Here is a 23,250-nt window from a genome sequence, read left to right as displayed (position 1 = left end):
TCAGGACGGTTTTTTAATCGTTTCTTATTACTAAGCCACCGCTTTTAAAGCGGCCTCCTTACATATTGATAATAATATTGGCGCGATAAGTTGTCACTAAAAACCCTCTTATATGCTAAGATAATGGGTGAGAGCGGCAGATACCCTACGGGGCCTGCTGCGTTATTACATAAGGGGCAGACAAGGGGCAAAAGGGGCAACGGAAATACGATGGAAAAATGTATGAAATATAATGACTTGCTAAGCAAGTGTTGTTACATAGCGTTTTTGCAGTCGTTTTCCACTCGAATTAAGATCGTATTTCTACATATTTTTATTAACTAAGTTCACGGGGTTATTTTCAGTGATAAAAATTCCATTTGGTATATGGAAATCGGCTCTGGTCACACTTGGGCGGCCGTACGGGTGCCCAACGACAAATATGCGGTCATTGCCAATCAAACCTCAATTGGGACTCTAAAATTAAACGATCATGCTAACTACTTGGCCTCACCAGGCTTGGCCAAGTTTGTTAAACGCCATCATCTCGCTCAAGTAACGCAGAATCGGGTCAACTATGCGCAAGCCTTTGGAACAAATAATAAGTTGGACGCGACCTATAATTGGCCTCGGGTTTGGGATGGTCAGCGCTTATTAACGCCTAGCAAAAAGCAGAGCATTAAGCAACATGATTTGGCCCTCTTTATGAAGCCTGATCAAAAAATTTCAGTTGCCACGGTCCAACGAGTCTTAGCTTCGCATTTTAACGGCACTAAATATGATTCCAATGGCAAATGGGTCGGGGGCTACCGGCCGATCAACGTGCCGACCGACGTCGAGTCGCACATTTTGCAGATTCGCAATGATGTGCCAGCGGAGATAGCAGGTGTGCAATGGTTAGCCATGGCATCACCGGCCACCAGTGTGTATGTACCGTTCTATACGAATGTAAATACAACGCCTTACCAGTATCAAAGCGGCACTGATCAACCTGATCAAAGCTCTGCCTACTGGACGTATAAGCTAACCCGGGTGTTGACGGATCCATACCGGAATAAATTAATTAACAAAGATGTACGTCCGGCGCAAAAGAAATTGAACCACCAACTACAGGTCAACCTAAAGCAAAGTGACCAAACCGCGCAACAGTTAACCGGGAGCACATTAAGCAATTACTTAGCCCAACAAAATCAACAAAATGCGGATTTAGCTCAGAATACCTTTGAAAAGCTGAATCAAAAATTGATTGTTGATTCCAGTCGGCAAACTAAAATTGTCCATCACCAAGATCTTTAAGCTTACTTTGGAGTTTCGGTTATCTGATGATTCTTTAATATCTTACTAAAAATAAGGATCTTCTTGAAAAAACACGACAAAAAGTACCGCTTGCTCAGTTAGTCAGAAAAAATTTAAAGCTTTTTTAGCGAAGATGGTAGCGCTTACAGATATGGTGTGATATTATAAATTCACAAGGTTAAATGATGCTAATCGCATAAGGAGGGACCAATAATGAAAGCAGCTGTATGGCATGGTGTTAAGGATATTCGTGTAGAAGATGTTGAACTAAAGCCATTAAAGGACGATGAAGTCGTAGTTAAGGTGGCTTGGGCTGGTATCTGTGGGAGTGACCTGCACGAATACGTTGAAGGACCTGTCTTTATTCCGGTTGAAAAGCAAGACGAACTGACCGGTGGTCTGGCCCCATTAACGATGGGTCACGAATTCGCAGGGGTGGTTGAAAAGGTTGGCCCAGCCGTTACCGATGTGAAAGTTGGTGACCACGTAACTGTTAACCCAACCATTACTCACGAACGTTGGGCTGATGATGTTGACGTATACGACGGCTACTCCTTTATTGGCTTGAGTTGTGACGGGGGCTTTGCTTCCCACGTAAATGTGCCTGCTCACAACGTTTACAAATTGCCAAGTGACTTCCCATTGAAGTTGGCTGCTACGATTGAACCAACTGCCGTGGCAGTTCAAGCAGTTAAAGAAGGGGATCTGCGGTTCGGTGAAACCGTAGCAATCTTTGGGGCTGGCCCAATTGGGTGTTTAGTAGTTGCTGCAGCTAAGGCGGCCGGGGCCCGGAAGATTATTGTATGTGACCTGTCAGAAAACCGGTTAAAGAAGGCCCAAGAAATGGGGGCAACTGACGTAATCAACTCTGGTGAAGTCAACGCGGTGGAAGAAATTCACAAGTTGGTACCAAACGGGGTTGACGTTTCCTTTGAAGTTGCCGGGGTCCAACCAACCTTTATTCAAGCGATTGAATCCACCAAGGCGCGTGGGACGATGGTAATTGTTTCGATCTTTGCTCGCCCAATTGAATTTAACCCAATGCTGTTAACCAACACTGGGGTTAAGGTTACTTCAACGATTGCTTACTCCCGGGATGCCTTCCAAAAGACGGTGGACTTGGTTTCCCAAGGTAAGATTAAGGTTGAACCAATTATCACGAAGCAAATCGGCTTAGACGACATTGTTACTGAAGGGTTTGATACTCTGATTAGCGACAAGACGCAAGCCAAGATCTTAGTTGAATTAAGTGGTGAATAATTAATTTACCAACGCTAAGGACGTCTTCCTAATTTTAGGAAGGCGTTTTTTAATTGAAATTGACAATTACTACATTCATGTTTATTATTTTATTTTAGAATTAAATTAAAGGGCGGTGAGAGAATGGCGAAAGCTTTGATCATGGAGGATCTTTCAGCTTTAAATCAAATTTCGAGTTTAGCGGCGGTACCCCTATTAACCGCCCAGGGGCATCAGCCGGCCCTGCTACCGACCGTAATGTTATCAACGCAAACGGAAGGCTTTGGCCAGCCGGCGCAACAAGCGCTGACGACTTTTATTGACGCCACCTTGCAACATTGGCAAACACTGGCGGTTAATTTTGCGGGGCTTTTAATTGGCTACGTTGGGAATGCACAGCTTTTGATGCAATTGCGCAAGCGGTTGGCGACCATGACCATCCCCATTCGTGTGCTTGATCCAGTTTTGGGTGACAATGGTAAATTATACCCCGGGTTGACTTCAGCCACGGTTACCGCGATGCAACAAATGTTGAGTCAGGCAACCGTAATTACCCCAAATTGGACCGAACTGGGCTGGTTGGTGAATCAACCGTGGCAAAGGCAACCGGCAATCAGCGATCTTCAGCGGGCTATGCAAACCATACAGGCATGCCATCCGCAATTAACGGTGGTCGTAACGGGCGTGCATTATGAACGTCAAGTCGGGTGTGCATGGTTAGAGGCTGATCAGCTTCGTTTTATAGGAGCACCGCCGATCCCGGGCCATTTTTACGGGACCGGCGACGTGTTTGCGGCTTTATTGCTGGGATATCTGCTATGTGACTACCCAATCGCAAAAGCAATTCAAGCCGCCCAGGCCGGGGTTGCTTTTGCAGTGGCGGCTTCGCGTACTTGTACGGCCACCGAACGCTTGGATGGCTTACGATTAACCGCATTACTGCAGCAACTTGCGAAAGAAGGAATTCGAAATGAAAAATAAACAACTTTACCGGGCGATGCTAACGGCACTTTTAATGGCACTAACCATTGTTTGTGGCCGCTTCTTTTTACTGCCGATTCCGTGGACGCATGGGAATATTAATCTCTCTGATGCCAGTATCTTAATTGCCGCGGCTCTCTTAGGCCCACTTGGTGGTGGGATCGTTGGTGGGGTTGGCACCGCTTTTTTGGATCTGATTTCTGGTTATGCGCAATATGCGCCCTTCTCGCTCTTAGCGCATGGTTTGGAAGGGATTCTGGCTGGTTGGTGCTACCAACGATGGGGGAAAACTAAGCTCGGTCAGTGGAGCAGTTTGGCCGTCGGGGCATTGATAATGGTCGGGGGCTATTTCTTGGCTGATTCGTTTCTCTATACTTGGGTGGCCGGCTTTTTAGGCATTGGGACCAATCTCTTACAGGGCTTGGCCGGAATTATCGTTGCGCAATTGATTTTACCGGCTTTAAAAGCTCGTTGGCAGGATTGACAGTTGAATTGATGGTTGCACGGATCGCGGCTTTAGTCGCGGTCCGTTTTTCTCATAAAAATTTTATTTTAAAAAGGGTTGGTAACTGTGAAGGAGGGGTGTAAGATAACGGAAGAAATGATGAGGAGAAATGACTTATGGGTGGTAACTACCGGAGTGTCTTTGATATTATTGGGCCCGTGATGATAGGGCCCTCTAGTTCGCATACGGCAGGTGCTGTTGCCCTTGGCCAAGCAGCACGGAAGTTGTTGTGGCAAACGCCACACAAGGCAACGGTTCATTACTATGAATCGTTTGCCTTAACTCACCGGGGGCACGGAACGGATTATGCAATTGCAGCCGGCTTATTGGGGTTAGCGCCAGCGGATGCGCGAGTTCCCCAAGCGCCCCAATTAGCTCGGCAAGCAGGGCTGGATTTACGCTTTGTCGAAGAAAGTGGCCCGAGTCCCATCCATCATCCGAATACGGCGGTGATCGAATTATGGGCTGGTCAGCAGCATTTTCAAATCAGTGGTTGTTCAATTGGGGGTGGGACGATTGAAATTCGGGCGGTCACGATGCACGGGATTTCAGTTCAACTAGCCGGTGCGTTGCCCCTCGCCCTGTATTATGCGCCTGATCATGCCCAATTGCGGGCGCGACAATTGGTCCAACATTTACGCCAGTTGGTTCCGATTAAACGCCGCCAAATTAAGCGTGGGCAGGCCGGGGCTGTCTACGCGCTGAACTTGGGACAAGCCCTAGCCACCCCACAAGTGGAGCAACTAATGCACCAATATCCTGATTTAACCTTCTTGTGAGAGGAACCAGCAATGTTTAACCGGATTGACGAACTAGTTCAAGCAGCAACCCAAAACCACCAGAGCTTGGCGGAATTGATCATGCAAGCTGAGTGTGAGACGAGTGGTCAAAGTCAACGGCAAGTTTGGCAGCGGATGGCCCAAAATCTAACGGCGATGGAAGCCGCCGCAGCACAGGGCGCGCAAGGGGTGCGCTCAGCCACGGGGTTAACCGGTGGTGAAGCAGCCAAACTCTGCGCTTATCGGGCCAAAAATCAATCGCTGAGTGGCGATCTGATGTTAAGTGCCGTACAAGCAGCCATGGCGACTAATGAAGTAAATGCAGCCATGGGCGTAGTATGTGCCACCCCAACTGCAGGCTCGTCCGGAACCTTGCCGGGCGTGATGATGGCGTTAAAGCAACAACGCCATTTAACTCGTGATGCCTTAATTCGCTTCTTATTTACGGCCGGTGAGATTGGCTTGATCATTGCCAACCAAGCCGGGATTGCTGGGGCAACGGGAGGTTGTCAGGCAGAAGTCGGGTCAGCCAGTGCAATGGCTGCGGCGGCAGCAGTTGAAGCCGCGGGGGGAACGCCGGCCCAAAGTGCACAAGCCGTTGCGATTGCGTTGAGCAACTTGTTAGGGCTGGTTTGTGATCCGATCGCGGGGCTGGTTGAGGTTCCGTGTGTGAAACGAAATGCGATTGGCGCCGGCAATGCGCTGATCGCTGCTGACCTCGCCCTGGCTGGGTGTACGAGCCTGATCCCGGCTGATGAATGCATCCAGGCCATGGCGCAGGTCGGACAGGCCATGCCAGCCAGTTTGCGGGAAACGGGCTTGGGTGGCTTAGCCGGGACCCCGACGGGCCAAAAAATTCGCACCAAAATTTTTGGGCAAACGATGGGAGCGATTTCGGATGCGAAAGGCTGAGTTGATTCAAACTGAAATTGTGACGCAATTAAGCACGGTAATCGATCCGGAGTTACAGATCGATATCGTTAATCTGGGGTTGGTCAATACCATTGATCTTGATTGCGAAGGTATTTGCTTGATTGAACTGACTTTAACAACGATGGGGTGCCCGTTAACTGGTTACTTGGCAAGTCAGGTAAAACAAGCCGTGATGGTGGTACCTGAGGTAAAGAATGTTGCCGTAGAATTTGTTTGGGAACCAGCGTGGACAATTGAACGAATGAGTCAGGCGGCGAAAATCGCCCTGGGCTTACACTAAAGGCAGTCTCTGATTACGGGGACTGCTTTTTTGCTGGAATTGTTTTTGATGCCAAGATCGTATGAAAACGGTTCCGCTGACAACGAGTGCGAGTGCTACAATGAAACTAAAATAAAGATTTGTCTCAGTTGGCTTGGTTGACGTTGCGCCGACCAGAAAGGGGAAAAGGATGCATCAAACGGAAATCAGAATGCCGAAGTTAAGTCCCAAATCAGATCAATACTTTTTTGGGACCTGGGAAAAGCAAGTTGGTGAGCACATTCAAAAGGGGGAAGTCCTGTTTGAAGTCGAATCAGAAAAGGTCATCAGCGAAGTCCCGAGTGAAGTAACGGGGGTAGTAGCCGAACAGCGGGTTGACGAAGGCGCTACCGTTAAAGCCGGAGAAGTAGTCGGGGTGGTCACGGTGCAAATGATTGAAAGAAGATGAGCATATATGACAACGCCGCAAACAAAGAAACCAGCATGGCTCCGGGTTCGCTATGATCAGACACAAGTGAAGCAAGTCAGTCAATTGCTAGACCAATTGCATTTAAATACCGTGTGTGCCGAAGCAAATTGCCCCAACATCGGTGAATGTTTCGGGACGGGGACGGCCGCCTTTATGATTTTAGGGCCCAATTGTACTCGTAATTGTCATTTCTGTGATGTGCCCCATAAACGACCAGCCCCAGTTGATTTGACGGAGCCACTACATGTTGCCCAAGCAATTCAAAAATTAGGTCTTAAGCACGTTTGCGTCACCAGCACGGACCGTGATGATTTGCCTGACTTAGGAGCGGATCAGTTTGTGCGGGTAATTCAGGCCATCCGCCATCTAACGCCGCAGACGACGATTGAAGTGCTGACGCCTGATTTTCAAGGCAAAACGCCTTTGGTACAGCGCGTGTTAGCGGCGCAACCAGAGGTCTTTAACCACAATATGGAAACAGTTCGCCGGCTGACTCCTTTGGTTCGGGATCGGCGCGCTACCTATGATCACTCCCTGGCCGTTTTGCGCTATGCCCATCAACACGCGGCTCCGGGGACCTACGTCAAGACAGGGATTATGCTCGGGCTTGGTGAAACAGATGAGGAAGTTTATGCCACGATGGACGATTTGATTGCCGCTGGTGTAGATTTCTTATCAATTGGCCAGTATGTGCAACCATCACCAAAGCACTATCAATTGCGGGAATGGGTGCCGATGGAACGCTTCCAGACCTACTACCGGGTCGCCATGCAAAAAGGCTTTAAATTCGTGGCCAGTTCGCCGTTGGTGCGGAGTTCGTATAAGGCCAGCGCGGAACTGGCGGCCGTGGGGGTGACGCGCTGATGTTGTATTTGCCAACAACCAGTAATGATGCGACGAAACTTTTTGCGTTAGAATATTGGCTGGCACAGCAAGATTATCCCAGTACGGTCTTTTTGTTGTGGTCAACCCGGCCGACGATTATGTTGGGAAAATATCAAGATGCATTAGCGGAAGTTAACTTGGCGTTTGCTGAACGGCAAAAATTACAAGTGACGCGGCGCTATTCCGGTGGTGGGACGATCTATACCGATCCGGGATGTTTTCAATATAGTTTCATTGCCCCAGCAACCACGGCCAAAATTGACTTTACGCAGTTTTCCGCGCGAATTTGTCAAGCGCTGCAACAAATGGGACTCCCGGTGCAACAGTCGAGCCGAAATGATTTGACTTTTCAAGGGCGGAAGTTTTCCGGAAACGCGCAGTATCACCGCTTTGGTCACGTCATTCACCACGGCAGTTTACTCTTTGATACGGATGTTAAGACAATGGCGACGGCCTTACACGTTGATAACTTAAAGCTTAGGTCCAAGCATATTGCTTCGGTTCACCAACGGGTCATTAATTTAAAGACTGGCCTGCCAACCATGATGGCGGCTGAATTTCGGGCACGGTTATTAGCCAGTATCAAGCAAACCGCGGATGAAGTGACGCCGCTAACCTTAACGCCAACCCAATGGCGAGCCGTCGATGGGATTCAACAAGCAATTTTTGCTAACGACAAGTTTATCTACCAGTCCACGCCACTAACGGAAATAACTAAAAAACGCTATTTCCCTGGTGGGGGCTTGGTAAAGCTGTCGTTAACGGTCAAACACGGGGTTTTAACGGCTTTCCGCCTCAATGGTGATTTCTTTAGCGATGTTGATGTTGCACGCTTAAGTCAGGGTTTAGTCGGTCAACGCTTCCGTCCCGCGACCGTTCAGGCCCAATTGACAGCTCTGCTAGCGGCCACGCCAATCGTCAACATTAGTGCGGCTGATTTAACGGCCCTGTGCTTTAGCTAGTAGTGCGTTTTAAAGTTAAGCCGGTGCGTTGGCTAGCGCACCGGTTTTTTGGATTGTGAAGCTAGTTGCAAGGCCATTGCCGGAAGCTAACCGCAAATTCCACATGAGAATGTGAAATATTCCAATTAGGAATGTTTAGAAATGCCTTTAAATAAAGTCTTTTGGTGCTTTTTGGTTTGTGAAAAAAGTTGACGATTTAGTTGAAAACGGTTGTATAATGATAGGTGAATAAACGCACTAAATTGAAACCAAAGGAGGTGGCCGCCTGAACGGGGATGCCGGTCAGGCCTTAAGATGACAAAGCCACGGGTATGTATTTTTTCAACCTGCCTGGTTGATTTGCTGTTTCCAAATGTTGGCCGAGCAATGGTTGAAGTCTTAGAGCGCTTGGGGTGCGAAACCTTTTTGCCAACCAAGCAAGTTTGTTGCGGACAGCCAACTTACAACAGTGGTTACGCCGCTGGCAGCATGAAAACCTTCAAAAATGAAATCGACGCCTTGGCCAGTGTTGATGCTGATTACATCGTTGGTCCGTCAGGTTCGTGCGTTTTCATGATTAAGGAGTATGAAGCGATTCTAAAGGATGACCCGGTGTATGGTCCAAAAGCCAAGCAAGTGGCTGCTAAAATTTACGAATTCAGTCAGTTTATTTACCGGGTGTTGGGGATTGTTGATTGTGGCGCAGAGTTAGATGCCAAGGCCACGGTTCACCGGTCTTGTCATATGACCCGGTTGATTGGTGAACGCACGGCCCCGTTCGTTTTACTGGATCATGTTAAAGGTTTGAATCGCATCCCATTGAAAAACGTTCAATTATGCTGTGGCTTTGGGGGGACTTTCTCGGCTAAACACCCAGAATTATCTGACAGCATGGTGGATGAAAAGGTGCAAAATATTATCGATACGGAAGCCGAAGTCTTAATTGGGACCGAGCAATCATGCTTGATGAACATTGCCGGCCGCATGAATCGCCTGGGCCACCCGATTCGAGTAATGCACATTGCGGAAGTGTTAAACCACCAAGTGGACGTCAACCGGATCAAATATTTGGCCGATGTTGATGAGGCGGTTGTGCCAGCGAATGGGGAAGGAGTGTTTTAAATGGGGATCTCAACCAGTGATAAGCCATTTTTAGAACGGGTGGCAGATGCCAAACAAGACCATTTTATGCAAGCGGCAGTCGCCAAAGCCCAAGACGCTCAATTTATTAAGCGGACCCGAGCCCGGCGGGAAATGGGCCATTGGAATGACTGGCGGGATTTGGCAGAACAAATTCGGCAGCACACTTTAAAATACTTGCCGGATTACTTGGAAATGTTTGCCAATAACGTGGAAAAACGGGGTGGCCACGTGTTCTTTGCCCAAACGGAAACTGAGGCCCGGGATTTTATCCGCGAGTTAGTCTTGGCCAAGCAGGCGCATAAGGTCGTGAAATCTAAATCAATGGTCACCAACGAAATTGAATTAGATCAAACCTTAACCGCCTTGCCCGACGTGGAAGTGTTGGAAAGTGACCTCGCAGAATTTATTTTGCAAGAAGACAATTGGGACGAACCGACCCACATTGTTTTTCCAACTTTGCACAAAAACCGGGATCAAATTCAAGCAGAATTTAAAAAACTTGGTTACCAAGGTGATAATGAACCCGCGCATATGGCGCGCTTTGTGCGGGGTTACTTACGAAATTACTTTATGCAGGCCGACTTTGGCATTACCGGGTGTAACTTTGCCATTGCGGATCAAGGGATGATCAATCTGGATACCAACGAAGGGAATGCCGATATTACCATGGCGATGCCGAAAACGCAGGTCGTGGTGATGGGGATGGAACGGATTGTCCCAAGCATGAAAGAAGCCGAAGTCCTTGATAATATGTTGGCTCGTTCAGCGGTCGGCCAAAAGCTGACCACATACTGTACCTTTGCGGGTCCCAAAGTTGCTGGGGAAGTTGACGGTCCGGATGATTTTTGGGTGGTAATTTTGGATAATGGCCGTTCCCGGGCGTTAGGAACAGAATTTGAACCGATTTTACAATGCATCCGCTGTGGGGCCTGTTTAAATGTCTGCCCGATTTACCGTCACATTGGTGGAAAAGGCTACGGTTCAATTTATCCGGGTCCCGTCGGGAAAGTTTTGTCACCGATTTTAGGCGGTTATGATCAGTTTGAAGAATTGCCGTATGCGTGCTCATTATGTGCGGCTTGCACGGAAACCTGTCCAGTCAAGATTCCACTTCATGAATTGATTCGTAAGCACCGGATTGTTGAAATGGATGAAAAACACCTCGATCATTCCATGACGAACCTGATTTTAAAGATGGTTGGCGTGGGAACTGGCTCGCCAGCCTTGTTTGGAACGGCAATGAAGATGGCGCATTCGGGCGCGGCGCCGTTTAGTAAACCAATGGGTAAAAATGACGTGCAGGGAATGTACGAAGGGGGCAAAATTAATCACCTGCCCAAAGCGGCGCCGAAGTTGGTCCACGGCTGGGCCGACCTGCGGGATATTCCGACGCCGCCCAAGAGTAAGGATAATTTCCGCCACTGGTACCAAAACCATCACCCCATTGAACCGGCACCGGCAGTAAAAGCAAAGGAGGAGAAAGCGGATGACTGATTTATTAGCGCAAGCCAATACCAAGGCAAACCGAGAAAAATTTCTCAACCACCTGGCCCAACAAGCGGGCCGGGATCGGCATCAAGTTCAACCGTTTGAACCATTAAATGATTTGCCCGACCAAGTGTTGGCAAACCAAGCTCCGCAAGCGTTGTTGGCAACTGCAAAGCAAAACAGCGAAGCCGTTGCGGCGAAAGTGTATCTGAAAACCAGCGATGAGTTGGCCAGCTTCTTAGATGAATATCTTCAAACCATTCAAGCCAAAACCCTATTGTTGCCGGGGGTCTGTGAAGCGCAATGGGAGGCCTATCACCTTGCAGATTGGGCTGGTCATCCGCAGGGGGTCACGACAACGGTCTGGTCGCCTGAGCCGGCTGATCGGGCGCAAAATGCCCAAGCAGCCGACCAAGCTGACTTAGCCGTTGGGTTTGCCGATTACCTGATTGCTAATACCGGGACGATTACGGTCGTGACAACGCCAGCGCAAGGCCGCGCCTTTAACTACTTGCCGGAACACTACTTGGCCTTGGTTCCCCAAAGTGGCTTGGTTCGCTCCACCCGGCAAGCAGTGGAAAAATATGAAGCTGCGCTGGCGGACGGCTTTCAGACTTCGGCGATTAATTTTATTTCGGGTCCATCAAATTCCGGGGACATTGAAATGGAATTGGTGGTCGGGGTTCACGGCCCGGTTGATTGTGCCTATGTCATTGTTACGGATCGCTAGACTAATCTTCTTGTTGCCCGCTCCTTGGCAACAAGAAGATTTTTTTATATCGCGTACAAAGATTGCGTCCTTCAATTAGAGTGTGGTAAGCTTCAAGTAACAAGAATATTTCGTAGGGGAGTGAAAATGGGTGGATACGCAACGGTTTGTTGAACGGCGCAAGCAGTTAGGTTATTCGCAAGTAACCCTGTGTCAAGGGATCTGTACGCAATCAACCTTAAGTAAATTTGAAAATGGCTTGCAAATTCCTTCGTTGGCAATTTTAAGTAAGCTGTGTGCACGACTGGGGTTTAGCATTGATGACCTGAATACGCAAGACCCGTCGTCAATTCGTTACCTGCGGGACTTATTAACGCTGATTGAAGAAAATTTGATGATTGAAAATTACGGTCGCGTGCAGGAACTTTTGGAAAAATTGGACCCGCAGACAATTCAAGTGCCCGAAGAGCAAATGCACTATTACTACCTCGAAGGGATGTCCGCGGTGTTAACCAATAAGCGCCCAGCGGAGGCGTTATTTTCGTTTGCCCAAATTCTCGATGCGTTAGACGAGCAGCACCAAACGGTTTATTCTCAATTGGCCTACTTAGGCAAAGGGGTGTTGTATGTCCGGAAAGAAGATTTGCAACAAGCGGCCTTCTTCTTTGATAAGGTTGCTACGTACCTAAACCATTTGGTGACCAGTGCGACCGCAGCGGAGTTGCAAGGGGAACGCTACTTTCAAATGTTGACCTTAATGTATTATTTGGCCGAATACCATTCGCTATTACAAGAAGTTACCCAAAGTAACGAATTAATTGAGATGGCTTTGGACCTGTGCGGGGTGAAGCATGTGACTTATTTCTTACCCCGGCTGAAGTTGCTGCAAGCCAAGAACCTGATCTTGGCACATGGTGAATTACCCCAGATCAAAACAGTTTTGAATGATGCCTTGGCCTTTGCCCGGCTAAACCGGAACCAGTCGGTGCAGGTTCAGATCATGGCCCTTCAAAAAAATTTATCCGCCCAATAGCAAAACCGCGTCAAGGAGTCAAAGCTTGGCGCGGTTTTAGTTTGATTAGGGCTTAGACACTGGGGTGATGGAGGAAATGACTTAAGCGCGTCAAACCGGCTTGTAAGGTTGCCTGGGGAGCACAGTAGCCTAACCGAACATAGCCAGGCTGACCAAAGGCTTCCCCGGGGACGAGTAACACGCCGGTTGCTTTCAACAATTTGAGGCAGAAGGCTTGCGTTGGTTCATTAATCGCCAAGCGGGGGAAGGAAGTCGAGACTAACGCTGGTTGCTGTAATGAGAGCAAGGGTTCTTGTTGTAACCAATTCTGATAGGATGCATAATTTGCCTGAATCAGGGCTCGATTACGCGCTAAAATAGTTTCCCGATGCTGTAAGGCATAGGTCGCAAATTGATCATTCAATACTCCGCCACAAATCATGGTGTAGTCCCGAAGTTTACGAACTTGATTGATTAAGTGCTGGTCCGGACTGGCTAACCAACCGATCCGCAAGCCGGGCAATGAGTACGTTTTGGATAGTGAATTGGTACTGATACCGCGTTCATACAGGTCGACAATCGGTACGACCTGCGGAGCCGCAAAGGGTTGGTAAACTTCATCTACTAGGACGTAAGCGCCCACGCGGGCTGCCAATTGCACAACAGCGGTCAGGGTATCGCGCGACAAAACGGTGCCAGTCGGGTTGTTGGCGTTGTTAAGGCAAATTAGCTTTGTGTTGGGCCGCAGTAAACGGCGTAGTTCGGTTAGGTCGGGTTGCCAATTGGTTTCCGGATGGAGATGCCAAAAATCAACGGTTGCGCCGAGGGCTTTGGGACCATCGTACAGTTGTTGGTAGGTGGGGTACTCGGCAATGACGTGGTCACCAGGTTCGATTAGTGCCAAGCAAGCGAGGAGATTGGCCCCGGTTGCCCCATTGGTTTGCAAAATGTTGGTCGGTGAAAGTTGCTGATACAGCTTGGCAACCGCCGTTTTAAAATCCGGTGAGCCTTCAATCCAACCATAGTTTTCGGGCATTTGGGTGGCTGCGGCCAAAAAACTGGGTAAATCATCCCCCGTTAGCTGGAACAATTCTGCCAGCGTCATTGAGGCAATCGTACTCTGTGAAATATCATAGCGGGCTTGTTTTTCCCAACGATTGAGCCACGCTTCAACCCCAAACTCAGCAAATTTAACCATGATGATGCCTCCTGACTAATAATAATTAAATTAATTATACGTTATCACGAAAGCGCATTCAAGATCGGGAGAGGGACAAAAAAAGTTGGACTTGGCAGTTGCCAGTCCAACTAAGGATAAATGGTTATTCATTTGGGCGGTCCGCAGTACCTTGTTGAAACGACTTAATCATCGCTTGCAGTTGTTTGGCCGTGCTGGCAGAGCGGAAGTGGTACTGGTTGCTAGCGGAGTCATCTTTTAGCGCGGCCCAGAATTTGTCGGGATCAAATGCTTGGGCGAGGGCATTTAGTAAGAGACTTAAATTTTTAATTTGCCGGCGCTCTTGCCGGTTGGCCTGAAAGGCACTGGTGAAGTCTTGGATGTCTAGATCGGCTAAACCGACGAATTCCAACACGTGCAAGTAATCTTGCAAAATAGCGCCATCGTATTTTTTCAGCAACTGGTTAACAGTTTTGCGCTCTTTTAAGGAGTCAATCAAGTAGTTGGCGGCGCCGAAGACTAAGGCTGGGTCATACTTAGCCAAATCGATACCTGGTAATTCATCCGGTAAGGCCGTATCATCCCGGAGATCAGCTTCGGTCGGCAGTTGGCCAAAGTGTTGGTCCAAGGCACGTTGAGCCGGGGTCTGGTTGGCAGCACGTTGGCCTTGTTTTGCTGCTTGAATTGGCAGAGTTTGAGCAGCTTTAACGCTAGTCGCCAGTTTAGCCACTTCGGCGGGGGAAAGGACGGCTTCACCAGTTTGGCCGTTCAGAATGGTTACCCTTCCTTTAGCGAATTGCTCCTTGAATTGGTCATTGCTCAGCAGCCATTTTAAACTTTCGCGGGCGGTTGCTAAATCGGCCCAGCGAGACAGCCGGTCATTAATTGATTTAATGAAGTTCTTTTGGGAATTACTCCAGTACCGCCGGGTTTGATTTGGACTATCTAAGACAATCAAGTAAGGGGTCTTCCTAAACATTTTCGGGTGGGCCGTTAATGATTGCGGGGTTGGTTGAGTCGGTTTGCGCTTGACTTGGTAATTAGGGGCGGGGGGCGTGGCAACTGGTTGTTTTTGCCCGGTAGCTAAGTTTAAGATTTCAAAGCGATCTGTGCTCTTATTGCCAAACAGGGTCGGGTATTGTTGTTTAAGTTGCTCAAAGTGAATTTCACCCGGGTTTTCCCAAGTATACTTTCGTTTACTGTTGCCAGTAAAACCAGGGTTGGCCCAATAAGAAGTTTTACCGCTTGATTTTGCGGTATAAATTAATGCATATGCCATTTTATCAATCCTTTCTCAGTAGTCATTATTTTTAATTGTACCATTTTTCAGTGCCAAGACTGGTCGATGCGGAGGGTTTCTTGCTACAATAAAGGTAAAGCAACCAACAATAGACATCAGAAGGGATGATTCCATGCAATATGCAGCAAAGGCGCCAGCACTCTGGCAAGCAATGGCAAAAGAAGAAGAACGACAACAGGCAACAATTGAGCTGATCGCTTCGGAAAATATCGTTTCTGATGCGGTCCGGGAAGCCCAAGGGTCGGTTTTGACCAACAAGTATGCGGAAGGCTACCCCGGCAAGCGTTACTACGGGGGCTGTGAATTCATCGACCAAGTTGAACAACAAGCAATTGATTACGCGAAGGAATTATTTGGGGCCGCGTACGTAAACGTGCAACCCCACTCTGGTTCGCAAGCCAATATGGCCGTTTATCAAGCTTTACTTCAGCCGGGGGATGTTATCCTCGGGATGGGGATGGATGCTGGGGGACACTTAACCCATGGCGCAAAAGTGAACTTCTCGGGGCAAAACTATCAAGCTTATGGCTATGCCTTGAATCCGGTAACTGAGGAATTAGATTACGCTGCTATTCGGCAACAAGCCTTAGAAGTGCAACCAAAGCTGATTATCGCTGGGGCTTCGGCCTACAGTAAAATTATTGATTGGCAAGCTTTCCGTGAAATAGCGGATGAAGTTGGAGCTTACTTGATGGTTGATATGGCTCACATTGCTGGTTTGGTCGCTACCGGTGCGCACCCTAGTCCAATTCCGGTGGCAGACGTAGTAACCACGACAACCCATAAGACGTTACGGGGGCCGCGCGGGGGGATGATTCTCTCTAAGGATGCTGAATTGGGTAAAAAATTTAATTTTGCTCTTTTCCCAGGGACGCAAGGGGGACCGTTGGAACACGTAATTGCGGCCAAGGCCCAAGCCTTCTATGAAGATTTGCAACCAGCGTTTGCTGATTATATCCAACAAGTAGTTAAAAATGCCGCCGCGATGGCTGAAGTTTTCCAAGCATCGGATCTGGTGCGGGTTGTTTCTGGGGGAACAGAAAATCACTTATTGAACCTTGACTTAACCAAGACTGAATTGACGGGGAAAGAAGCTCAAGCCTTGCTCGATTCCGTTCACATTACCACTAATAAGGAATCAATTCCGAATGATCCGCGCAGTCCATTTGTTACGAGTGGGCTGCGGATTGGGACGCCAGCAATTACCAGCCGGGGCTTTAAGGAAGCCGATGCTCAGCAGGTAGCTAAGTTAATCTTACAAGCCTTAGCAGCGCCGACCGACCAAGCCAACTTACAGGCAGTGGCGGCTGGGGTAGCTGAATTAGTCACTAAGTACCCAATTTAATAATTAAGCCCAATAAAAAAGGCCGGTCCCGTGGGACTAGCCTTTTTTTACTGACAAGGGGATGTTTAGCAAACCCCTTGGGCTTCAACCGCCTTGGCAACCTTTAAGAATCCGGCAATGTTGGCCCCAACTACGAAGTCGTCTTCCGCCCCAAATTCTTTTGCCGTGGTGGCAATGTTGTCGTAAATCGTTTCCATAATCTGCTTTAATTGACCGTCTACTTCCTCAAACGTCCAGCTTAAGCGTTCGGAGTTTTGGCTCATTTCAAGGGCAGAAACGGCAACCCCACCGGCGTTAGCGGCCTTCCCAGGCACGAAGAGCACGCCATTTTCTTGCAAGTACTTCGTTGCATCTAAAGTCGTTGGCATGTTAGCACCTTCAGCTACGACCTTAACCCCATTGGTAACTAACTGCTTGGCATCATCTAAGGTCAATTCATTTTGGGTCGCACATGGCAAGGCGACATCAGCCTTAACTGCCCAAACGCCACGGCCTTCGTGGTATTCAGCGCTGTCACGTTCGGCGGCGTACGCCGTTAAACGTTCCCGGCGAACTTCCTTAACCTCTTTGAGCAAAGCAACGTCGATCCCAGCGGGGTCATAGATCCACCCCGTTGAATCAGAAACGGTCACGACCTTAGCACCCAATTGTTGCGCTTTTTCGACGGCATAGGTCGCCACGTTCCCAGCGCCGGAAACGACCACGGTCTTACCCGCCAAGTCATCAGCGTGGTCCTTGAGCAGGGCATTCACCAGGTACAGCAAACCATAACCGGTAGCTTCCGTCCGGGCTAAGGAGCCACCCCATTCGAGGCCCTTCCCCGTCAAGACGCCTTCAAAGCGGTTGGTCAAGCGCTTGTATTGACCAAAAAGATAGCCAATTTCCCGGGCGCCCGTTCCAATGTCCCCAGCTGGGACGTCGATGTCGGCCCCGATGTACTTGTGCAGCTCAGTCATAAAACTTTGACAAAAGGCCATGACTTCCCGGTCAGACTTTCCCTTTGGGTCAAAGTCTGAGCCCCCTTTGGCCCCACCAATTGGCAAGGTCGTCAGGGAGTTTTTGAAAATTTGTTCAAAGCCTAAGAACTTTAAAATTCCCAGGTTAACAGTAGGGTGAAGCCGCAAGCCCCCCCTTGTAAGGACCTAAGGCATTGTTGAATTCAATCCGGTACCCATTGTTAACTTGTACTTGGCCTTGGTCATCAACCCATGGCACGCGGAAGAGGAGTTGCCGATCGGGCGTCGTCAGCCGTTCTAACAAAGCGAGTTGCCGGTATTTGGCTTCATCTTTTTCAACGGCTGGGCGAATTGATTCAAGCACTTCTTTAACAGCCTGGTGAAATTCCGGCTGAGCGGGGTTTTGTTCAACAACACGGGTATATACATCATCAATATAAGACATCGACAAATTCCTCCTTACACTTGAGCAAAAGTGTTATCTAACAACACCTAAAAGTATATCGGAGGCTAAGCGAACCTGTCAACGCGTCTCTTGGACTAAGATTAAAAGTTTCTCATTTTACTTTAATCAATTAAGAAAAAACGCTTACGAATGAGTAGCAATTTAAAAATTTTAACTAATTAGTGCGTTCTCCGTTGCTAAGAGGCCACGATTTTTAACCAATGTTTCAATAAATGCGGTAAAATGAGGACAATAAGTTAGTTGTAGAGATGGGGGAGTCAACAATGGAAAAACAGCAACCGGCAGAACTTAAACAAAGCGTCCGCCTAAAGCAAATTATGGCCGTGATGCGGAAATACCATTTCATCTCCAATTTTTACCACCAAAGGGAGCCGGAGGCGATTTGTGGGGCCCTACAAGAGTTAGGGCCCACATTTATTAAACTGGGCCAAATCCTTTCGACTCGCCCCGATTTAGTCTCAGGCGACTACGTAAAGGAGCTTCGTAAACTGCAAGATCAAGTTAAAGCAGACCCGTTTTCGAGTGTGGAACATACTTTTGAAACGGCAACCGGAAAGTCGCTTAGCGCTGTTTTTAAACAATTTGAGCCCGAACCGTTTGCCTCAGCTTCAATTGGTCAGGTGCATCATGCCCAATTGTTAGACGGCACCCCAGTAGTCGTGAAGGTTCAACATCCAGCAATTACTCAGCTGGTCAGTACTGACTTAGCCTTGTTGCGGCGGGCGATTAAAATGATCAAGTATGTGCCAGCTAAGACGGCCGTCGTTGATTTGGACCGGACCCTGGATGAAGTCAGCAGCTCACTGTTGAGTGAAATTGATACCCTTCATGAAGCTAAAAATGGGGAAGAATTTTACCGCTTGAATAATAAGCAGGGGATTTTTATCGTGCCCGAAGTTTACCGGTCATTTTGTGCCCCGCAGGTGTTAGTTAACCAAGCGATGACAGGAAAGAGCATTCGCTATTTCTTTGATGCTGCTACGGCTGAAGAACAAGAACGCAATCACTTGCTTGCAACCGCGTTAGTTCATAACTTTATGAAGCAAGTTTTTGTCGATCATTTTTTCCATGCCGATCCTCATCCAGGCAACCTGCTTGTTACACCGGCTCCGGCCGGGGAGATGACTACCAGTAAGACGGTTACGCATGAATTTAAACAAACTTCAATTACTTATCAGCAGCAAACACCGTTACCACCTTACCGGTTGGTTTACCTTGATTTTGGCATGATGGGGCGTCTCACGCCAGTAATTGCGGACGGGATTGCGGAGGTGATTTTGGCGCTCACCAGTAAAGACTACCACCGGATCGCCCAAACTACCCTGGCCATTTGCAATCAAACGGGGGAACTCGACCAGCAACGCTTTACCAGAGAGTTAAGTACTTTTTTACGTCCGTACTTAGCACAAGGGCTCGGTCAAATTGATTTTTCAAATATGTTGTACCGGATTATTCAGCTTTGTGAGGAGAACAATCTCCAAATTAAGCCAGAAGTAACATTGTTGATCAAAGCCTTCGGAACGTTGGAAGCAACGATTGCCCGCCTTGACCCGCAACTTTCAATGATGGCTGTAGCCCGGCCATTCGGCTTAGCTTACCTCAAACGGAAGTTGAAAGTCCGTGATTTAGCCGATGATGCTGTGTTTAAATTGTGGTCGGTCTTAGATTCGGCGGGTCAACTACCGGAACGGCTTGATACTGCTCTGGACACCTTTAACGGTGGTGGAATTGAGGTGAAATTGCGCTATGAAGGTCAACGCCAATTACTCAAACAAGTTGAACGGATTGCCAACCGGCTTTTAGTTGTCATTATTTTGGCCGCTGTGATTCTTAGTTCGTCAATGTTAGTTGAAAGCAGCATTGACCACCCACACATTTATCGCTTGGGCGTCGTGGGGTACGCCATTGCCATTGGGATCATTGTGATCTTAGTGGTCAGTGAGGTGTGGCACCGAGTTCGCCGGTGGCGCAATAATCGTAAATAAAACAAGGTTTAAAGGGCAGATTAGTTTAAAACATACCTGTCATTAAAATCTCAGTTTTAATGACAGAAGTTTAAAAAAGATTATCAAATCAACTTTTTAACCTTTTTACGTGTGGATTTGTACTTGTGCTGATTTGCATAACATTTGCTACTGCAAAAGATTTTGATTGGCATCTAACGCGTAAATTTGCAGCACCCGATTAATGTATTCAACATCGTTTTGGGCTTCATGAAACGGCAATTCACGTCGCAATCCCAAAAGACCAACCAAGCTACGCAATGAGACCATTGCTTTGCCGTTTAAAGCGTCCGTTTTTAAAATTGCAGCTAAGTCGATTAGCTGGATTTGTTGCCAAAAACAGCGTTCAGTTGGCCACTGGTGTCGCTGGGCTTCACCATTTAAAACGTGTAAATCAAAGTGATTATCATAACTTAATAAATAATCAATTGGTTGGCGTTGAATAAAATGCTGAATTTTTCGCATGGTCGTGTCAAGGTCGAATTTGATGGCTTCTTGGTAGGTCAAATTGGTGGTTTTAAGGAATTTCAGCTGTTGGACTGGGGCCATGTCACTAGGCTGAAAAACAGTATAGTTAAACTGTTCATGACGGCCAAAAATTCGCCCTGCCAGCTGACCAACATGGGTGTTTTCTGCCCCGGTCCCATAAAATTCCAGGTCTAAAATCAGCACATTGGCAGGACTGTTTAAGACTTGTCGGAGCGCTTTGAGGGTTTCAATCGGCGGTTGCGTGCGCCTGGCAACTGGGGTAGCGAGCACCCGGCGCGCCTTAGCGGCACTCATTGGAACCAATGCCTCCTTCCTTTGCGGCTGAAGCTTCGTTAACAATTGGGCGAGTTTAGCTTCATCTTGGGGCTTGAGGCTGGGCGTGGTTAAGTCCCCTTCCCTGGTTGGAGCAACGGCAGGCAGGTCCTTGGCATGGTGTGATTTTTTATGGCTCATGGCCATCTCCCCTTTCGATAAAATTCTTAATGTTAGTATAACAGAATCATGGGGGACAAAAAAAGTGTCCTATTGCTAGGACACTTAAACAGTAACGGCTTATCTTTATGGTAAGAACCCTTCCTTGCGGGCATTGTCTTGGATGTCTTGTAAGGTTTTAGCCGAATTTGCCATGGCCGCTTGTTCGTCTTCGTTTAACGGCATTTCGATGATCCGGGCAATCCCGTTGGCGTTAATAATGGCTGGCGTCCCTAAGTAGACACCGTGTTGGCCGTATTCTCCGGTCATGTAAGCGCCGATTGGCATCACCGCATTCGTGTTGCGTAAGATGGCTTCCGTAATCCGAACCAAGGCAGAAGCGACCCCGTAGTAAGTCGCCCCCTTACCTTCGATAATGCTGTAAGCCTTGTGACGGACGTTATCTTCAATTTCTTTTAATTCGTCTAAGGTGTAACCCCGGTCCTTAGCAAATTCCAGTAATGGCTTACCCCCAATCGTTGCCGTTGAGAAGGCAGCGAATTCGGAATCACCGTGTTCAGCCATTACGTAAGCTTCAATGCTGCGTGAACTGACATTGAACAACTTCGCTAAGGCAATCCGCAACCGGTAAGAGTCCAGCGACGTCCCAGACGATAGGACCCGGTTAGCCGGGAAACCAGAGAATTCCCGGACCGCATTCGTTAAAATATCAACCGGGTTCCCGGCAACTAAGAAGATCCCTTGGAAACCAGATTCCACAACGTTCTTAGTAATATCTTTGATAACCGCCAGGTTTTTGTTGACTAATTGTAACCGCGTTTCGCCAGGCTTTTGTGGTACCCCTGCCGTAATAACAACCAGATCTGCTTCCGCACAGTCGGCGTAATCCCCTGGCACCATGTGAACCGGGGTTTCAAAAGCGGCCACCGCGTCTTCCAAGTCTAAAGCGTTCCCAACGGCCTTCTTCTTCGTGTGGTTGATGATGATAAATTCATCTGCTAACGCGTGTTGGGCCATCGAGTAGGCATAGGCGGTCCCAACAGCCCCAGCCCCAATCATAACAACTTTTTTCCGATGATTCATAACCATGAATGCTCCTCCTTGTAACTAAAATCTACAATCCTTAATCTAACCGTTGTCATTAAATGACAAACGTTTGCTCACAAATTCATTATTGATGGATCTTCTTTGAATGTCAAGCGTTTACAGCTGAAATGCCCCGAATTGCTTGTGAAATGCCCTGCTTACAAATAAATTGCCTAGACCATTTAATTCGCTCCGCCACTAATCCTTTCTTTGTGCAAACTTAAGCGAGGTCGTTAACCCGATTGGCAGTATCACCATGTAAGATGACATCGAGGGTGGCATCTAAGCCCCCTTCAATTAGATTTGCAACGGCTTCATCGGTGTAGTAAGCGACGTGGGGTGAATAGATAACGCGCTCGGAAGCCAGCAATTGCTTAAATAACTCATCCGCCAGGGGTTGGCCTTGTAAATCCAAAGGCACGATGGGGCCTTCATGCTCGTAAACGTCCAGCCCGGCGCCAGCTAACTGTCCTTGTGTTAATGCGTTAAGCAAGGCTTGGGTGTCAATTAATGAACCGCGTGCGGTATTGACTAAGTAGGCGCCGCGTTTGAAGTGCTGAAACATGTTGGCATCAAAGAGGTGGTGGTTAGCGTCATTTGCTGGCATATGCAAGGATACCAAATCGGCTTGCGCGACCGCTTCTTCAATCGAATCAACATAGGTGACAATTCCGGTCAGGGCCGGGTTTTGATGACGATCAAAACCAATCACCTTGGCGCCGATTCCGTGAAAAAGTCGCGCGGCGTGTGCCCCAATTCGACCGGTCCCCAAGACGGCAATCGTCATCTTGCCAATTACGCGGCCGCGGATTGGTGTTTGCCAGGTAAAATTATGTGCAGCAACGCGTTGTTGGATTTGCGGAACCCGCCGCACTAAATTTAAGGCCGTGGTTAAAGCATATTCAGCGATTGACTCCGGTGAGTAGGATGGGACGTTACTGATAATGATGTGGTTTTTCGTGGCTTCTGCTAAATCGTACATATCATATCCCGCACTGCGCTGGGCAATTTGTTTAATTCCCATTGCGTGAAAACGAGCATAGGCTTCCCGCGGAATATCCGTTACCTGTAAAGTGGTAACCCCATCAAATCCACGGGCGTCATCAATGGTGTCTTCATTGATGACATCGGTGGTCATTGCAAGCTTAACTTGATGCTTTTGGGCCCACCGCTCGGCAAAGGGCCGGTCTTCAGCTTTCACGCCATACATTTTAATCGAGTACATGTGCTCACCTCATTATTTAATTGCTGTTAAATAAAGTTTAGCATTTAGAGCAGTTGCTGAGAACGTTCGTTTCACGGGTGACAGTGTTTCTTAACATAAAAATGATAATTAGATTAAGTTGAATTAAGCACATGGCTGCCCCCCAAAAAATGC

At 48.1% G+C, this 23,250-nt stretch carries 21 protein-coding genes and 1 pseudogene; 16 read left to right on the top strand and 6 right to left on the bottom strand.

Annotated features, from left to right (window positions below; genetic code table 11):
* Positions 1-336 precede the first annotated feature (336 nt).
* The 14 genes from FC43_RS10040 to FC43_RS09975 all read left to right on the top strand — a co-directional run bounded on the left by FC43_RS10040 (position 337) and on the right by FC43_RS09975 (position 12,639).
* A complete protein-coding gene (locus tag FC43_RS10040) occupies positions 337-1,275 on the top strand; it encodes a C69 family dipeptidase (protein ID WP_268872367.1) in 939 nt (312 codons plus the stop codon).
* Positions 1,276-1,488: 213 nt separating this feature from the next.
* On the top strand, positions 1,489-2,535 hold the full coding sequence (locus FC43_RS10035) for a 2,3-butanediol dehydrogenase (protein WP_019205399.1): 1,047 nt from the start codon (positions 1,489-1,491) through the stop codon (positions 2,533-2,535).
* 123 nt (positions 2,536-2,658) lie between these two features.
* Positions 2,659-3,495, top strand: coding sequence for a PfkB family carbohydrate kinase (locus FC43_RS10030; protein WP_056955552.1), 837 nt, complete (start codon positions 2,659-2,661; stop codon positions 3,493-3,495).
* Positions 3,485-3,979 carry an ECF transporter S component gene (locus FC43_RS10025; RefSeq protein ID WP_056955551.1) on the top strand — a complete coding sequence of 165 codons (495 nt, stop codon included), beginning with the start codon at positions 3,485-3,487 and terminating at the stop codon, positions 3,977-3,979. Before FC43_RS10030 ends, FC43_RS10025 begins: the two co-directional genes overlap by 11 nt.
* A 137-nt stretch (positions 3,980-4,116) precedes the next feature.
* Positions 4,117-4,779 (top strand): serine dehydratase beta chain, encoded by a 663-nt coding sequence (locus tag FC43_RS10020; protein WP_056955550.1) that lies wholly within the window; start codon positions 4,117-4,119, stop codon positions 4,777-4,779.
* Positions 4,780-4,791: 12 nt separating this feature from the next.
* On the top strand, positions 4,792-5,691 hold the full coding sequence (gene sdaAA, locus FC43_RS10015) for an L-serine ammonia-lyase, iron-sulfur-dependent, subunit alpha (protein ID WP_056955549.1): 900 nt from the start codon (positions 4,792-4,794) through the stop codon (positions 5,689-5,691).
* Entirely contained in the window at positions 5,678-5,992 is a 315-nt protein-coding gene (locus tag FC43_RS10010) for a metal-sulfur cluster assembly factor (RefSeq protein ID WP_056955548.1), read from the top strand. The genes sdaAA and FC43_RS10010 overlap by 14 nt, the downstream gene beginning before the upstream one ends.
* 169 nt (positions 5,993-6,161) lie before the next feature.
* Positions 6,162-6,419, top strand: coding sequence for a lipoyl domain-containing protein (locus FC43_RS11150; protein ID WP_056955547.1), 258 nt, complete (start codon positions 6,162-6,164; stop codon positions 6,417-6,419).
* A 6-nt stretch (positions 6,420-6,425) separates the two neighbouring features.
* A complete protein-coding gene (lipA, locus tag FC43_RS10000; protein ID WP_019205407.1) occupies positions 6,426-7,304 on the top strand; it encodes a lipoyl synthase in 879 nt (292 codons plus the stop codon).
* The gene (locus FC43_RS09995) at positions 7,304-8,287 is read left to right on the top strand and encodes a lipoate--protein ligase (protein ID WP_056955546.1); all 984 of its coding nucleotides are present in this window, start codon (positions 7,304-7,306) and stop codon (positions 8,285-8,287) included. The genes lipA and FC43_RS09995 overlap by 1 nt, the downstream gene beginning before the upstream one ends.
* Positions 8,288-8,581: 294 nt before the next feature.
* Entirely contained in the window at positions 8,582-9,388 is an 807-nt protein-coding gene (locus FC43_RS09990) for a (Fe-S)-binding protein (RefSeq protein WP_056955545.1), read from the top strand.
* Positions 9,389-10,903 carry a LutB/LldF family L-lactate oxidation iron-sulfur protein gene (locus tag FC43_RS09985; protein WP_019205411.1) on the top strand — a complete coding sequence of 505 codons (1,515 nt, stop codon included), beginning with the start codon at positions 9,389-9,391 and terminating at the stop codon, positions 10,901-10,903. It abuts the gene before it with no gap.
* Positions 10,896-11,627, top strand: coding sequence for a LutC/YkgG family protein (locus FC43_RS09980; RefSeq protein WP_056955544.1), 732 nt, complete (start codon positions 10,896-10,898; stop codon positions 11,625-11,627). The genes FC43_RS09985 and FC43_RS09980 overlap by 8 nt, the downstream gene beginning before the upstream one ends.
* Before the next feature lie 130 nt (positions 11,628-11,757).
* Entirely contained in the window at positions 11,758-12,639 is an 882-nt protein-coding gene (locus tag FC43_RS09975) for a helix-turn-helix domain-containing protein (protein WP_056955543.1), read from the top strand.
* Positions 12,640-12,691: 52 nt separating this feature from the next.
* Here FC43_RS09975 and FC43_RS09970 read toward each other — a convergent pair whose 3' ends face one another.
* The gene (locus FC43_RS09970; protein ID WP_056955542.1) at positions 12,692-13,816 is read right to left on the bottom strand and encodes an aminotransferase; all 1,125 of its coding nucleotides are present in this window, start codon (positions 13,814-13,816) and stop codon (positions 12,692-12,694) included.
* Positions 13,817-13,940: 124 nt separating this feature from the next.
* The gene (locus FC43_RS09965; protein ID WP_056955541.1) at positions 13,941-15,074 is read right to left on the bottom strand and encodes a hypothetical protein; all 1,134 of its coding nucleotides are present in this window, start codon (positions 15,072-15,074) and stop codon (positions 13,941-13,943) included.
* Between the two features lie 133 nt (positions 15,075-15,207).
* On the opposite strand from FC43_RS09965, the gene glyA reads away from it, so the two are divergent.
* Positions 15,208-16,440 (top strand): serine hydroxymethyltransferase, encoded by a 1,233-nt coding sequence (glyA, locus tag FC43_RS09960; protein WP_056955540.1) that lies wholly within the window; start codon positions 15,208-15,210, stop codon positions 16,438-16,440.
* Positions 16,441-16,505: 65 nt separating this feature from the next.
* Here glyA and gdhA read toward each other — a convergent pair.
* Positions 16,506-17,841 (bottom strand): annotated as a pseudogene (gdhA, locus tag FC43_RS09955) (NADP-specific glutamate dehydrogenase).
* 284 nt (positions 17,842-18,125) lie between these two features.
* Here gdhA and FC43_RS09950 point away from each other — a divergent pair.
* Positions 18,126-19,847, top strand: a complete 1,722-nt coding sequence (locus FC43_RS09950) for an ABC1 kinase family protein (protein WP_156648389.1) — start codon at positions 18,126-18,128, stop codon at positions 19,845-19,847.
* A gap of 147 nt (positions 19,848-19,994) precedes the next feature.
* Here the strand turns inward: FC43_RS09950 and FC43_RS09945 are convergent, their stop codons facing one another.
* The 3 genes from FC43_RS09945 to FC43_RS09935 form a co-directional block, all read right to left on the bottom strand.
* Entirely contained in the window at positions 19,995-20,807 is an 813-nt protein-coding gene (locus tag FC43_RS09945; RefSeq protein ID WP_056955538.1) for a hypothetical protein, read from the bottom strand.
* A gap of 105 nt (positions 20,808-20,912) precedes the next feature.
* Positions 20,913-21,875, bottom strand: coding sequence for an L-lactate dehydrogenase (locus FC43_RS09940; protein ID WP_019205420.1), 963 nt, complete (start codon positions 21,873-21,875; stop codon positions 20,913-20,915).
* 217 nt (positions 21,876-22,092) lie between these two features.
* Positions 22,093-23,097, bottom strand: a complete 1,005-nt coding sequence (locus tag FC43_RS09935) for a D-2-hydroxyacid dehydrogenase (protein ID WP_056955537.1) — start codon at positions 23,095-23,097, stop codon at positions 22,093-22,095.
* Positions 23,098-23,250 lie beyond the last annotated feature (153 nt).

This window comes from Limosilactobacillus ingluviei DSM 15946, from assembly GCF_001435775.1.
In the GTDB taxonomy this organism is placed as follows: Bacteria; Bacillota; Bacilli; order Lactobacillales; family Lactobacillaceae; genus Limosilactobacillus; species Limosilactobacillus ingluviei.
This window is presented reverse-complemented; position numbering and strand designations above follow the sequence as displayed.